Origin of the sequence: Dermacoccus sp. PE3 (genome assembly GCF_001021715.1) — a bacterium.
Lineage (GTDB): Bacteria > Actinomycetota > Actinomycetes > Actinomycetales > Dermatophilaceae > Dermacoccus > Dermacoccus abyssi.
In genome coordinates, this window is sequence record NZ_LDCM01000001.1 from 644,518 (window position 1) to 657,984 (window position 13,467).

The following is a 13,467-nucleotide window of genomic DNA, read 5'->3' on the forward strand; positions in this document are numbered from 1 at the left end:
CCTCAGACGGCGGGCAGTTCGGCGCGCGCCATGCGTGACGCCCAGCGCAAGAGGACGACGTCGTCGGTGAGGCCGTTGGGCCGCGAGTCCGGGATGACGTCCTCCACGTCGACGAGGTAGACGAGCGCTGCCACGACGAGGCGCAGACGTGCCTTGCCGGTGATGCTGGTGGTGTGTGGGTCGTCGTGGCCGTCCACGGTGAGCATGCCCTCGTCGACGTAGGCGTCGACGACCGAGCAGATGATGTCGAGGTCAAGCCCTTGCGCGCCCTCGTACAGGCGCGGGTTGCTCTCGCGCTTCGACTCGACGCTGGCGAGCAGCCTGTGCAACTCCGTGCGGGAGGCGATGAGTGACGCCGCCCGGAGCCGCGCGCGCCGGAACGCTGCCGACGTGAGAATGCGCGCTTCGGCGGAGGGCTGGGTCACGGCGACAAGAGTAGGCCTCGTCGGGTCTTCGTGGGCACGTATTGGACGCCTTATCCCGAACGTGCGACCTGATCACCGGGATCTGCGCAGGAGCCAGACACCCTGGCGGTTGTCGGTGGCCCGTGGTTGGCTGATGTCGAGCCGCTGAACTCGGCACTTCGAACGAAGGAGCTCCCATGCCCACCCGTGACACGAACTGGCCTGCAGGCACCCCGAACTGGGTCGACTGCTGCTTCGACGACGTGAAGAAGGCCGGCGACTTCTACGCCAAGCTCTTCGGCTGGGACGTGCAGGAGGGCCCGGCCGAGATGGGCGGCTACGCACTGTGCTTCAAGCACGGACGATCCGCCGCTGCCATCACGCCGCGTATGGCGCCAGAGGTTCCCACGGCGTGGTCGACGTTCTTCGCCTCCGACGACGTCGATGCCACCGCCGAGGCGGTGCGCGCCGCGGGAGGCAGCGTCATCGCCGAGCCGATGGGCGTCGCTGGTGCAGGCCGCATGGCGTTCTTCACCGACGCCGAGGGTGCCGCGTTCGGCGCCTGGCAGGGCGGTGAGCACCACGGTTTCGGCATCTTCAACGAGTCTGGCTCCGTGGGTTGGAACGACCTCATGACGCGAGACCTCGAGGGCGCGAAGGCGTTCTACGGCAAGGTCTTCGGGTTCAGCTACGACGAGATGGGCGCCGACTACGTCACGTGCAAGCGCGCCTCCGACGGTGAGGTCGTCGCCGGGATCCATCTCGCGGGGCACCTGCCGGACGAGGTCCCGGCGAACTGGCTCACGCACTTCGTCGTGGCCGACCGCGACTCGAGCGTCGCCATCGTCGAGGAGCTCGACGGCGAGGTGCTCATGAGCTTCGACACCCCGTTCGGCCCCGAGGCCACCATCCGCGGCCCCCAGGGCGAGGTCTTCAACGTCATCTCCTACACCGCGGAAGCCGAGGAGGAGGCGGAGCACGATCGCGACGCCGAGTGACGAGCAGGTGAGGTGAGTCGGCCCTGACCCAGGAAAATCCCGGGTACTTGTCAGGTCTGCCGGTTCCGGACGAGAGCCTTCTCCTAGGTGGACGCGGTTGGCTGTGGGGACACTGCTTCATTCCACGCGAAGGACCATCATGGCGAGCTCCACGCCCGCGAATTCCTCAGCCGCGACGGCACCCACTCGTACGTTCGCAGCACTCGTCGGCGTCGCGTCGCTCGCCGTGCTGCTGCAGGGCCTGTGGGCCGGATTGTTCATGTCGACGCCCGACACCGACCCGGAGAAGACGCCCTGGCTCGAGGTCCATTCGTGGTGCGGGAAGGCCGCCATCGGGTTCGCGCTCCTCGCCACGGTGTGGGCGTTCCTGAAGCTGCGTGAGCGCACCGACCTGACCTTCGGTGCGCTGGCGTTGACGGTGCTGTTAATCCTCGAGGCCGATCCCGGGGGGCTCATCGTGGACGAGGGCAAGGACGTCATGGCCGCCGTCCATGTCCCGCTGGCGATGGCGCTCATGGGCCTGGCGGTGTGGCTCCCGCTGCGGGCCCGCAAGCGCTGACTCCACCGTGAGGACGAGCCTCGGATGCGACACGCGTCCGGGGCTCGTCGTTTGGAACAATGGGTGCATGCGCAGCCTCGCCGACACCCAGCCCGCCATCGCCCTCGGAGCCCTCGACGGCCGCTACCGCGGCGCCGTCGCCCCGCTCGTCGACCACCTGTCGGAGGCCGCGCTCAACCGCATGCGCGTGCACGTCGAGGTCGAGTGGCTCATCCACCTCACCGACGCCGGCATCCTCGACGGCGTACGCGCGCTGGACGACGGCGAGAAGGAGGCGCTGCGCGACGTCGTGGAGCAGTTTGACGGTGACGACATCGCCGAACTCGCCGAGATCGAGCGCGAGACGGTGCACGACGTCAAGGCCGTCGAGTACTACCTCAAGCGCCGCCTCACGCAGATCGTGGCCGCCGCGGGCCACGACGACGCCGAGCAGCTCTCGGAGCTCATCCACTTCTGCTGCACGAGCGAGGACATCAACAACCTCAGCTACGCCCTCATGGTGCAGCGTGCGACGAAGCGGGTGTGGCTGCCGAAGGCGACGACGCTCGTCGAGCAGGTCGCGACGATGGCCCGCGACATGCGTGACGTGCCGCTGCTCGCGCACACCCACGGCCAGCCCGCGACGCCGACGACGATGGGCAAGGAGTTCGCGGTGCTCGCCCACCGCCTGGGCCGTCAGCTGCGCCGCATCGGCGGGCAGGAGTACCTCGGCAAGATCAACGGAGCCACCGGCACGTTCGGTGCGCACACGGCTGCGGTGCCGAGCGCCGACTGGCCGGCACTGAGCAAGTCGTTCGTCGAGGGCCTCGGCCTCACGTGGAACCCGTTGACGACGCAGATCGAGAGCCACGACTGGCAGGCCGAGCTCTACGCCGACATCGCGCGGTTCAACCGCATCCTGCACAACATGTGCACCGACGTGTGGACCTACATCTCGATGGGCTACTTCGCGCAGGTGCGCGGCCAGGGCACCGTCGGCTCGTCGACGATGCCGCACAAGGTGAACCCGATCCGCTTCGAGAACGCCGAGGCCAACCTCGAGGTCTCGAGCGCTCTGCTCGACGTTCTCGCCTCGACGCTCGTCACGTCGCGCCTGCAGCGCGACCTCACCGACAGCTCGATGCAGCGCAACATCGGCACCGCGTTCGGCCACTCCGTTCTCGCGATGGACAACGTCGGCCGTGGTCTCGCCGGCCTCGACCCGGTTCCCGGTGCGATGGCCAAGGACCTGGAGTCCAACTGGGAGGTACTCGGCGAGCCCATCCAGACGGCGATGCGCGCGCTCGGCGCCCAGGGCGTGCCCGGCATGGAGCAGCCGTACGAGCGCCTCAAGGAGTTGACGCGCGGTCGCCGTATCACCGGTGACGACCTGCGCGAGTTCGTGCGCGGCCTCGACCTTCCCTCCGACGTCGAGGCGCGTTTCCTCGAGATGACGCCTGCCACCTACATCGGCATCGCACCTCAGCTCGTCGATTACCTCGAGGTCTGACGAACCTGCGCTCACGCGACGCCCTGCCCGCAGCTGTGCTCCGCGGGCAGGGCGTCGTGCTGCGCGACGACAGGCGGCGTCAGGACACAACGTACGACCGCGCCACCACCGCACCCGAGCCACCCGCGGCTCTCACCCCCTAATCACCCCTTGGGGCGGAGTGCTTCGCCTATAGTTCTTGCATGTTCCGGGGGCACCGCAGGAGTTGCTGCGCGTGGGGAACGGCCCCCGTCCCATACCGTCCGAGAAGGCGATGATTACGATGACCGCATCCGATCTCCTCTACGACGTCGGGGCCATCGCGGCCTTCGCCATCGTCGGTTGTGCCCTCCAGGCACTCGGCTACTTCATGACCGATCTGCTCACACCCGGTCGGCTCGCCGACATCATCTGGCGTGAACGCAACCAGAACGCGGTGATCCTCGTGTCGGCGAACCTCATCGCCGTCGGCCTCATCGTCTTCACCGCCATCCGCTCGTCGCACGACGGCCTCGCGGCGGGTCTCCTGAGCACTGCCGTCTACGGCATCCTCGGCCTCGTCTTCATGGCCCTGAGCTTCTTCGCCCTCGACGCACTGACGCCGGGCAAGCTGGGCGCGCTGCTGCTGCAGGAGGACAGGCACCCGGCGGTCTGGGTGTCGGCGGCGGCTCACATCGCGGTCGCGCTCATGATCTGCGCCGCCATCTCCTGATCGGCGCTCCCATGACCCACGACGCGCTGACCATCCGCCCCGGCTCGCACCTCTCGCTCGCGGGCGCTCCCGCGCGCGTCGAGGAGACCCTCGAACTCACCGTCGACGACTTCACCTGGCACTCGCACCGCCTCAGCGGGCATCCGGACGCCGACTGGCTCACTGTCGAGGACGACGAGGGCACGCTCAGCCTCACCCTGTGGAAGGACCGCCCGGCCCTGCCCGAGCGCGGCGAGCCTGGCGATCGCAACGTCGTCTGCGACGGCACGAAGCTGCGCCGCAACGAGGACGGCACGGGCACCTACCGCAGCCTTCCGTCGGGGCGCTCGGGCCGTTACGCCTACGCCGACTACCGCCTCGGCGGCACGCTCGTCGCCTTCGAGCGCTTCGACGACGGCGCGTGGGAGCCGTCGACCGGCCGTCACATCCCGGCGTTCGGCGTGCAGGTCACCGGGGGTTCGTCGTGACCCTTCACGCCATCGCGTCGCCGTTCGTCGACACCCGCGCCGCCGACCTACGCCTGGGGCTCGGCTTGGCCCCTGTGGAGCCTCTCGCCACCTGCTTCGTGGCGGGTGCCGACCTGCGCGTGCTCGGGGCCTCGCACCAGGTCGTCATCGAGACGGAGGACGAGCCGTTCACCGAGACGATCGCCTACCTCCCCCACGTCCCGATGCCTCTGCCGGAACGCCACACCGCGCCCGGCTACTCGCTGCGCACGAGCGTCACGCACCTGGCTCCGGACGCCTTGCGCGACGCGGTCAACGCGTTCGTCCCTGCGCTCGGCGAGCGTGACGACGCCGTCGTCGCGCGCTTTCCCGGGCATGACCTCGCGTTCGCGGCCCTCGTCGCCGAGCGCCGCGACGACGTCCTCACGTGGCGCACCTGGCACGTCTACCCGCAGCACGGAGAACTGGTCGAGACCGCGTCCTCGCTCGACCTGCAGCGACGGAGGGATCCGGCATGAAGCGCACCGTCAACATACTGCTCGTCGCGGCCCTCGGCCTCGGGTTGAGCGGCTGCGGCACGAGCAAGGAAGAGGAAGCCTGCCGTGAGCAGCAGCGTCAGATGGCGCGAGCGCAGGGCTTCACGCCCAACGAGCGGGCCGTCAAGAGGGCCTGCGACGACGACCACCGCAGCTCGAACTACCGCAGGCACGGCAGTTCGTTCCGCGGCGGCGGTTCGGGCAGCGGAAAGTGACGGAGGCGGCTCACTCGCCCGTCAGGCTCGAGGTGAGCCGTGCGCTCACCGTCTGAGGCTCCCCGCTTCGCCCGCGCCCTCGTCTTCGGCGCCGTCCTGCTGTGCGCCGCATGCGGTCTCGTCTACGAGCTCGCGCTCGTCGCGCTCGGCTCGTACCTGCTCGGCAACTCGATCACGCAGACGTCGATCGTCCTGTCGGTCATGGTGTTCGCCATGGGCATCGGCTCGCTCGCCGCGAAGCGCCTCGTCGGCCAGGCGGCCCGCAACTTCGCCCTGATCGAGCTGGCCCTCGCCGTCATCGGCGGCACGAGCGTCATCGTGCTGTACGCCGCCTTCGCGTGGTGGTCGCTCTACGGGCCAGCGCTCGTCGCTCTCGCCTTCACGATCGGCGCGCTCATCGGTGCCGAGATCCCCCTGCTCATGACGTTGCTGCAGCGCATCCGCAAGCAGGATGCGTCGGACGCCGTCGCCGATCTCTTCGCCGCCGATTACGTCGGCGCCCTCGTGGGTGGCCTGGCGTTCCCGTTCCTCCTGCTGCCCCTCTTCGGCCTGCTCCGCGGCACACTCGCCGTCGGCGCCGTCAACGCCCTCGTCGGTGTTGCCTTGTGCCTGTGGGTGTTTCGTGACTCGTTCACGACGTGGGGGCGGCGCCTCGTCGGCGGCGCGCTCGCCGTGACGCTGGTCGGGCTCGCGGGGCTTGCCTGGTTCTCGGGGAAGTTCGAGCTGTCCGCGCAGCAGCGCATCTACCGCGATCCGATCGTCGTGAGCGAGCGTTCGGCCTACCAGGACATCGTCGTCACGTCCGGCCTCGACGGACGCGACGTGCGGCTGTTCCTCAACGGTGACCTGCAGTTCTCGACGCTCGACGAGTACCGCTACCACGAGGCGCTCGTCGCTCCTGCGATGAACGGGCCGCGCACGAAGGTCCTCGTGCTGGGCGGGGGCGACGGACTCGCGGCACGGCGGGTGCTCGAGTATCCCGGCGTCGAGAAGGTGACGCTCGTCGACCTCGACCCGGCGGTGGTCGATCTCGCGCGCACGCGGCCCGAATTCGTCGCGGCCAACGCCGATGCGATGGACGACCCGCGCCTGACCTATCGCGCCGCCGATGCGTTCACGTGGCTGCGCACCCAGAACGAGACGTTCGACGCCATCGTCGTCGACTTCCCCGACGCCGACGACGTGGCCACCGCGAAGCTGTACTCGCAGGAGATCTACGGGCTGATGAACAGGGCCCTCGCCCCCGGCGGCCGCATGGTCGTCCAGAGCGGCTCGCCGTTCTTCGCCCGCGAGGCTTACTGGACGACGGAGGCGACCCTGCGCCGCGCCGGGTTCGCGACAACGCCGTACCACGTCGACGTGCCGAGCTTCGGCGACTGGGGCTTCCACCTCGCGACGCGCTCGTCGACGCCGCCGTCGCTCACGCTGCCCGATGACGCCCCGGCGCAGCGCTTCGTCACGCAGGACGTGCTGCGCGCCGCTGCGGTCTTCCCGCCCGACCGTGGCCGGATGCCCGTGAAACCGTCGACCCTGCTGTCGCCCACGATCCTCGACGCGCAGAAGGGCGCCTACCGGGGCTACTGAGCCCGAGGTGTCAGCGACGCGGGTTCAAGCGCGCGATGGCACCGGTGAGCACGGCTGCGAAACCGGTCCACGCGGCGTACGGCGCGAGCGCGACGCCGCGCTCCGGGGTGTGAGCACCGGCTCGGCGCACGAGGTCGGCGCTGCTCACGGCGAGTGCAACGGCCTCGAGGCAGGCGGGACGCAACTTCTTTCGGTCGAAGAACAGCACGCTCCATCCCGCGTTGAGCGCGAGATTGCCGGCGAGCGCCGCCGCGTACCGCTTCTGCTCGCGCGTGCGCCCCTGCTCGCCGAGGTCCGCGAGCACGAGGGAACTCGTGAGCGCGATGTCGGCATACAGCGCCGTCCACGCCACGGGGAAGACCCACGCAGGCGGCTGGAAAGCGGGCTTGCGCAGCGTCCGGTACCAGAGCGAATCCGGGTCCGTCGCGAGGCTTCCGACGAGCGCCGTCGCCGCAACCGCTGCGCTCGTCCGTGCGAGCGTGCGCCCCGATCGGCGGGTGTCCGCCTCTCGCACCGCCGCTCGCACCGCATCGCGGAAGGTCGTGTGGCCGCCGTCCGGTGCACCGACGAGGTCGTCGAGATCGCGCTCGTGCACGACGGTGTCGTGCTGCAGGCTGCCGATGAGGGGCTTGGCGAGCGCCGTCGTCACGGGGGTCACCAAGCCCACCCAGTACGCGGCAAGCCCGGGCGTCGTCACGGGTGCCGTGAGCACGAGACGCCGACGCAGCCCGACCGCCTTCGCGTACTCGCTCATCATGCCGGCGTACTCGATGGCCTCGGGTGCCCCGATGTCGAAGGTGCGGTTGACGTGCTCCGGCAGATCGGCCGCCGCCACGAGGTAGTGCACCGCGTCGGCCACCGCGACGGGTTGGATCGTGTTGCGCACCCACCGCGGCGCAACAGCCCCCGGCAGTCGCTCGGCGAGGTGGCGCAGCATCTGGAAGGACGACGACCCGTCCCCGATGACGACGCCCGCCTCGGGGCGTGAAGGGTGCCGGTGCGGCGGCGCAGGAGCGCGCACACCCCGCCGAGCACGAGGCCGGCGAAGGCGAGCATCCAAATGCCCGAGGCAGCCGTGACGACGGTGTAGACGAGGGTGCTCGTGGCGACAGGAGCGTGGCCGCGCAACGCGTCGTAGAGCGCGCCACGGAAGAAGGTCTCCTCCGCCACGCCGTTGACGAGGGTGAGGACGAGAACCACGACGAAGACGCCGCGGTCGGCGTGATCGAGGAGTTGCTGGACGGGGTCGCGTAACGCGGGAATCTGCGTGAGAACAAGCGCACCGACGAGAAAAGCCCCTGCGAGTGCGGCCCCGACGCCGGCGCCGAGAGCCACGTCGGCTGCGGGCCGACGCGCTTCGGTCGGCTTCGGCGCTTCACGCCCACCCGGACGTCGGGCCAGGAACGCGCCGACGAACCACACCGCGGCCAGCAGCGCCGTCGCGGGGTAGAAGAGTGCATCAGCGGGCTCGATCGACAGGCTCCACGCCAGCACGAGCGTGCCGACGACGAGCGTCAGCCCGCAGGCGAGACGTTGCCGTGTCACCGAGTCGCCCATATGTTCATCCGACCACCCGCGCCAGGTGAGGTGAAGCCTCCCCAGGGGTGCAGGACGGCAACGCAACGGGCCGGCATCCGAACGTGGATGCCGACCCGTGATGAGCGTGATGCGTGCGTCAGATCGTGACGTCGCCGCGGGGCGTCGTGAACGTCACCGACAGCACCGACGGGGTGCCGTGCGGGGCGACGAAGGAGAAGTCGATGCTCGGCTCCCACTCCTCGCGGTCGACGCCCGGTTCACCGGAGAGGCCGATCCACTCGCGCACGCGCTCGGGCGCGCCGGCGAGCGTGATGCCCTTGAGGCCCGAGTCGCTGGGGCCGTCCGACGACGGGTGGGTCGCGTCGTCGTCCCACTTGATGAAATAGGGCAGCTGCGGGTCGAGGACGAGGTCGCTGATGCCGATCTGCTGCCAGGTGACCTCGGTGCCGTCGGGGCGGTGACGGCGGCCTTCGGTGGTGCCGCGACCGAGCTTCTCGACGGGGCGGGTCATGTCGTCGAGTTCGACGACCCAACCGATCCAGCCGCCACCGTTGGCGGAGCGAGCCTTGACGGCCTGGCCGTACGGCATCTTGTCGACGCTGGGGTGCTCGAGGGCTTCGACGACCTCGAGGAACCGGTGCTCGGTGAGCGGCAGGATGACGTTGCGGGTACCGAACCGCGGGTGAACGCCGCCGTCGAGTGCTTCCACGCCGAGCTGCTGCGCGAGTCGCTCGGCCGTCGCTTGCAGACCGTCGGACTCGGCCGCATACATCACGTGGTCAATACGCATGTGCACACTGTGCCACGCTCATTGGTGTGGACTGTAATCCGGGTCACTCTCCTTCGACCCGGCGCGCTCCGTCAACCGCGGACGCCGCGCTGACGCATCGCTTCGTAGAGCAGAACGGCGGCGCTCGTCGCGACGTTGAGGGAGTTGACCTGGCCCACCATGGGGATGCGCACGCGGGTCGTGGCGGCAGCGAGCGCCTCGTCGGTGAGGCCGTACTTCTCGGTGCCGACGGCGATCGCGACGGGGCCGCGGTAGTCGACGTCGGTGTGCATGACGTCGGTGTCCGGCGTCGCCGCGACGAGCGGAATGCCGCGCTCTTCGAGCCAGCTCAGGGTCTCGGAGGTGGACGCGGCGGCCACCGGCACGCTGAAGACGGTGCCCTTCGAGCCGCGCACGACGTTGGGGTTGCCCCAGTCGGTGACCGGGTCGGCGGCGATGACGCCGTCGACGCCGACCGCGTCGGCGGTGCGGAGCATGGCCCCGAGATTGCCGGGCTTCTCGACGCCCTCGGCGACGAGAAGGAGCGGACTCTCGGGCAGGTCGAGTTCGCGCGGGTGGGCCTGGACGCTCGGCACGACGGCGAGGAAGCCGTCCGGCCCCTCGCGGTAGGCGACCTTCTCGAACGCGGCGCGCGCCACCGTCACGATCTCGGCGCCGGCGGCGCGGGCGGCGTCGACGACGTCCTGCTGGCGGTCGGCGTCGAGCATGAGGTCGTCGCACGTGTAGAGGGCCCGGGGGCGCACCCCTGCATCGAGCGCGAGCGACAGTTCCTCGTACCCCTCGAGCAGGGTGACGCCCTCGTTCTCGCGGGTACGGCGCTTACGCAGACCGACGAGCCCCTTGAGGCGCGGGTTGGTCGCGGAGGTGAGGTGAAGATCAGCCACCCGCCCATTCTCCCCCACTCAACCCCCACCGCCGAAGCCCCGATCTGCACGTGCAGGATAGTGCTGTGGTGAGGAGTGAGGCGGGGGTCGGGCTGTTGTCCGAGGCGACGGTTCGGACGCTGGCCGGAGCACAGATCACCGCTCCGACGGAGCTTCTCGCCTTCGACTTCGACGACACGGCAGCGCCGGCACCTCGGGGCTTCGAGCGGCTCGCGGAGTCGGCACTGCTGCGCCGTTCGGATCTCGACGCCGTCGGCGACGAGTTGCTTTCGTGGGGTCTCCAACTGGGCTCGGGGATGACGGTGCGGGCGAACGACGTGCCGCTGCGCGCGGGCACCGTCGTCGTGCTCGGTCTCGGCGTCGGGCGGGTGCGCCTGCCGATTCCGTGCCGCGTCACGGAGGTGATCGACGAGCCGCACCGGCGCGGATTCGCCTACGCGACGCTGCCCGGTCACCCCGAGTGCGGCGTCGAACGCTTTCTCGTCGAACGTCGCGGCGACGACGTGTGGGTCCACATCGACGCCCTCAGCCGGCCCGGCTGGCTCCTCACCCGCATCGGCGCCCCCGTCATGCGGTGGGTGCAGCGCTGGATGACGCGCCGCTACCTGCGCGCGTTGGCGCGCTGAACGGACGGAACTGGCCTATCGGTCGAGACGTCGCGCCGCCGCGAGCACCTCGGGCGCGAGCATTCGGCGGGCTCCGAGCACCTCGACGCCCACGAGTCGGCCGTTGGCATCGACGTCGAGCACGACGTCGATGCCCGGCTCACCGCCGGTGTCGACGGGCACGCTGCGCGCCACGCCGCCGACGCCCGGATCGGGGCCGAGGGCGACGTACGCCGCGTCAGCCTCGGCATCGAACGTCAGCCGCACCGCGTCAGCAGGCACCCCGCCGTCGGGCGCGTTCACAAGAGCGAGCGCAGGACGTCGGCGGCCCCGTCGTTCTCGATCGGGCCGGTCACCTCGTCCGCAGCGTCCTTCACCTCGTCGGGCGCCTGGCCCATCGCGACGCCGCGCGCAGCCCACTCGAGCATCTCGAGGTCGTTGCGCTGATCGCCCACGGCCACCGTGTTCGACGGCTCGATGGCGAGCTTGCGGCGCACCAGCTCGAGCGCCGACGCCTTCGAGACGCCCTCGGGGTTGATGTCCATCCAGGCCGTGTACCCGACGGCGTAGTTGACGTGGTGCAGGCCGATGCGGTCGGCGAGCTCGAGGAAGTCCTCGCTCGTGCCCGACGGCGAGCGGAACGTCACGCGCGTCACGGGCTCCGACATGAGCTCCTCCCACTCCACGACGGTCTGCTCGCCGTCGAGTTCCCCGTCGGGGAAGGGCGCGGTGACCTTGAACCCGTCCGGCCCCTCGACCGCGATGACGGCGTCCTCCCACTGTCCGCGCAGCATCGACAGCGCCGGCGCGGGGTCGAACGTCACCCGGTCGACGATCTCGTAGCCCGCGTCGAGCGAGCTGTCGAGACGCAGTGTGATGGCGCCGTTCGAGCACACGACGTAGCCGTGGTCGAGGTCGAGCATGCGCAGGATCGGCGTCGTCGCGACAACGGCGCGCCCCGTCGACAGGACGACGTGGTGGCCGGCGGCGACGGTGTCGCGCACGGCGTCGCGAGTCGCGTCGTGCATGGTGCCGTCGTACTGCAGGAGAGTGCCGTCGATGTCGAGGCAGACCATGAGCGGTGGCCATTCGTGCGAGCCGGCACCTGCGCCGGGTCGGACGCTGTTCGCGGCCGCAGCCTCGGGAATGACGGGCGTCGTGTCGTCGGACGGAGTCACACGCACACCCTACGCGTCGCGCCTTCCCGCGAAGGTCACGGCGCGAGCTGCACGGGCGGCAGGAGGAAGGACGAACAGACGCCCAGGGCCCCTTCCGATCGCTCGGAAGGGGCCCTCGTCAGGCAAGGCAGATCAGTGGTTCTGGCCGAACCCGCCCTGCGGGGCCGAGCCGTACTGCTGGCCGTTGCCCTGGCCGAACTGCTGCTGGCCCTGCTGGTAGCCACCGTTCCACTGCTGGCCGCCGTTCGTCGCCGAGGCGCTCGAGCCCTTGCGGCTCTGCAGGAACGCGACGACACCGACCGCGAGCGCCGCGAGCCCCGCGAGGAGCGTCAACCACACGCCGGCGCCGATCGTCGCCGAGTAACCGGATGCGGCGCCACCGTCACCGACGGCACTGGCCGTGCTCGGGAACTGCAGGATGCCGATGATGAGCAGCACGACGCCGAGGGCGGCCGTGACGATGCCCGTCACCTTCGCGTTGAGCTTGCCCAGAGCGGCGAGCACGCCGGCCACGGCGAGACCGATGGCAAGGATGAGGACGAAGATGCCGCCCGTATTGCTCGACTCACCGAGCGTCGGGTTGGCCGAGTTGCTGTTGCCGCCGATGCCGTTGAGCGCGACGGTCTCACTGCCCGACTTGAACGTCACCCACGCGACGAACGGAGCGATGAGTGCCAGGAGGGCCGGCAGGAACGGGCCGAACTTCGCCACGGGGGACGCGGTCGAGGCGCTCGAGGTCTTCGTCGGCTGGGCCGACTGCGACTGACCGTACGCGGCCGACGTGTACTGGCCCTGCTGGCCGCCGTGCGCCGGGGTCGTGTGCTGGCCCGAGCCGTACGTCTGGCCGCCCTGGGGCGACGAGCTGTACTGACCGGGCTGAGCGTAGCCACCCTGCGGAGCGGAGTTGTACTGCCCACCCTGCGGCGCCGAACCGTACTGCTGGCCACCCTGGGGCGAGGAGTTGTACTGACCCGGCTGCGCATGACCACCCTGCGGCGCGGAACCGTACTGCTGGCCACCCTGGGGCGAGGAGTTGTACTGACCCGGCTGCGCATGACCACCCTGCGGCGCGGAGCCGTACTGCTGGCCTCCCTGGGGCGACGAGTTGTACTGCTGACCCGCGCCGTACTGACCCTGCGGAGCGGAGTTGTACTGCCCACCCTGCGGCGCCGAACCGTACTGCTGACCCGCGCCGTACTGACCCTGCTGGCCGGCAGCACCCGGGTAACCCTGCGCGTAGGGAGCCGACTGCTGCTGGGCGATGGGCGCGCTCGGGTAGGCCTGCGAATGCGCGGACGACGCCTGCGTCGGCGACTCCGTACGCGCGGGGGACTGCCCCGGCTGAGCTGCAGCCTGCGGCTGGTCACGGTAGGCCACCTGCGTGGCATCGTTCTCGAACCGCTGGGTGTGGTCGTGCACCGGGTTCGGCTCAGCCGCTGGCGTCGAACCGCCCGCAATGCGGGTCTGTGCCTCGGAGTCGCCGTCGCCCCAGGTGGAGGCGGGCTTCTCGTTGTTGTCGCTCATGCGACCCTCCCGTTTCGTGGTGGTG

General features: G+C 70.1%; 17 protein-coding genes. 9 read left to right on the forward strand and 8 right to left on the reverse strand.

Translation table 11 applies throughout. From position 1 onward, the window contains the following. Nucleotides 1-2 precede the first annotated feature (2 nt). Nucleotides 3-425: a hypothetical protein gene (locus AA983_RS03000; protein ID WP_047310671.1), complete on the reverse strand. Its 423-nt coding sequence runs from the start codon at nucleotides 423-425 to the stop codon at nucleotides 3-5. Nucleotides 426-601: 176 nt separating this feature from the next. On the opposite strand from AA983_RS03000, the gene AA983_RS03005 reads away from it, so the two are divergent. From AA983_RS03005 to AA983_RS03040, 8 genes are all read left to right on the forward strand, one after another. Further along, nucleotides 602-1,402: a VOC family protein gene (locus AA983_RS03005; RefSeq protein ID WP_047310672.1), complete on the forward strand. Its 801-nt coding sequence runs from the start codon at nucleotides 602-604 to the stop codon at nucleotides 1,400-1,402. A gap of 139 nt (nucleotides 1,403-1,541) precedes the next feature. Next, nucleotides 1,542-1,961: a hypothetical protein gene (locus AA983_RS03010; protein WP_047310673.1), complete on the forward strand. Its 420-nt coding sequence runs from the start codon at nucleotides 1,542-1,544 to the stop codon at nucleotides 1,959-1,961. Nucleotides 1,962-2,028: 67 nt separating this feature from the next. After that, nucleotides 2,029-3,450 (forward strand): adenylosuccinate lyase, encoded by a 1,422-nt coding sequence (gene purB / locus AA983_RS03015; protein WP_047310674.1) that lies wholly within the window; start codon nucleotides 2,029-2,031, stop codon nucleotides 3,448-3,450. Between the two features lie 262 nt (nucleotides 3,451-3,712). Then, entirely contained in the window at nucleotides 3,713-4,141 is a 429-nt protein-coding gene (locus AA983_RS03020) for a DUF350 domain-containing protein (RefSeq protein ID WP_047310675.1), read from the forward strand. 11 nt (nucleotides 4,142-4,152) lie between these two features. Beyond that, the gene (locus tag AA983_RS03025; RefSeq protein WP_052946813.1) at nucleotides 4,153-4,608 is read left to right on the forward strand and encodes a DUF4178 domain-containing protein; all 456 of its coding nucleotides are present in this window, start codon (nucleotides 4,153-4,155) and stop codon (nucleotides 4,606-4,608) included. Further along, nucleotides 4,605-5,105 (forward strand): DUF2617 family protein, encoded by a 501-nt coding sequence (locus tag AA983_RS03030; protein ID WP_047310676.1) that lies wholly within the window; start codon nucleotides 4,605-4,607, stop codon nucleotides 5,103-5,105. The genes AA983_RS03025 and AA983_RS03030 overlap by 4 nt, the downstream gene beginning before the upstream one ends. Continuing rightward, entirely contained in the window at nucleotides 5,102-5,338 is a 237-nt protein-coding gene (locus AA983_RS03035) for a hypothetical protein (protein ID WP_047310677.1), read from the forward strand. Before AA983_RS03030 ends, AA983_RS03035 begins: the two co-directional genes overlap by 4 nt. A gap of 39 nt (nucleotides 5,339-5,377) precedes the next feature. Further along, nucleotides 5,378-6,922 carry a polyamine aminopropyltransferase gene (locus tag AA983_RS03040; protein WP_047310678.1) on the forward strand — a complete coding sequence of 515 codons (1,545 nt, stop codon included), beginning with the start codon at nucleotides 5,378-5,380 and terminating at the stop codon, nucleotides 6,920-6,922. A gap of 10 nt (nucleotides 6,923-6,932) precedes the next feature. Here AA983_RS03040 and AA983_RS03045 read toward each other — a convergent pair whose 3' ends face one another. From AA983_RS03045 to AA983_RS03055, 4 genes are all read right to left on the reverse strand, one after another. After that, a complete protein-coding gene (locus tag AA983_RS03045) occupies nucleotides 6,933-7,679 on the reverse strand; it encodes a tryptophan-rich sensory protein (RefSeq protein ID WP_369798756.1) in 747 nt (248 codons plus the stop codon). Next, entirely contained in the window at nucleotides 7,676-8,479 is an 804-nt protein-coding gene (locus AA983_RS15760) for a CPBP family intramembrane glutamic endopeptidase (RefSeq protein ID WP_082128653.1), read from the reverse strand. Before AA983_RS15760 ends, AA983_RS03045 begins: the two co-directional genes overlap by 4 nt. Nucleotides 8,480-8,597: 118 nt before the next feature. Then, complete coding sequence (locus tag AA983_RS03050) at nucleotides 8,598-9,251, reverse strand: VOC family protein (protein ID WP_047311164.1); 654 nt, start codon at nucleotides 9,249-9,251, stop codon at nucleotides 8,598-8,600. Nucleotides 9,252-9,322: 71 nt separating this feature from the next. After that, the gene (locus AA983_RS03055; RefSeq protein ID WP_047310679.1) at nucleotides 9,323-10,135 is read right to left on the reverse strand and encodes an RNA methyltransferase; all 813 of its coding nucleotides are present in this window, start codon (nucleotides 10,133-10,135) and stop codon (nucleotides 9,323-9,325) included. Nucleotides 10,136-10,200: 65 nt separating this feature from the next. Here AA983_RS03055 and AA983_RS03060 point away from each other — a divergent pair, with 65 nt between their 5' ends. Continuing rightward, nucleotides 10,201-10,761, forward strand: coding sequence for a DUF1990 family protein (locus tag AA983_RS03060; RefSeq protein ID WP_197078926.1), 561 nt, complete (start codon nucleotides 10,201-10,203; stop codon nucleotides 10,759-10,761). Nucleotides 10,762-10,776: 15 nt separating this feature from the next. Here the strand turns inward: AA983_RS03060 and AA983_RS03065 are convergent, their stop codons facing one another. The 3 genes from AA983_RS03065 to AA983_RS14595 all read right to left on the reverse strand — a co-directional run bounded on the left by AA983_RS03065 (nucleotide 10,777) and on the right by AA983_RS14595 (nucleotide 13,442). Next, nucleotides 10,777-11,043 (reverse strand): DUF2283 domain-containing protein, encoded by a 267-nt coding sequence (locus AA983_RS03065; protein WP_052946814.1) that lies wholly within the window; start codon nucleotides 11,041-11,043, stop codon nucleotides 10,777-10,779. Further along, nucleotides 11,040-11,918, reverse strand: coding sequence for an HAD family hydrolase (locus AA983_RS03070; protein ID WP_369798732.1), 879 nt, complete (start codon nucleotides 11,916-11,918; stop codon nucleotides 11,040-11,042). Before AA983_RS03070 ends, AA983_RS03065 begins: the two co-directional genes overlap by 4 nt. A 132-nt stretch (nucleotides 11,919-12,050) precedes the next feature. Continuing rightward, on the reverse strand, nucleotides 12,051-13,442 hold the full coding sequence (locus AA983_RS14595; protein ID WP_052946815.1) for a DUF4064 domain-containing protein: 1,392 nt from the start codon (nucleotides 13,440-13,442) through the stop codon (nucleotides 12,051-12,053). Nucleotides 13,443-13,467: the final 25 nt, after the last annotated feature.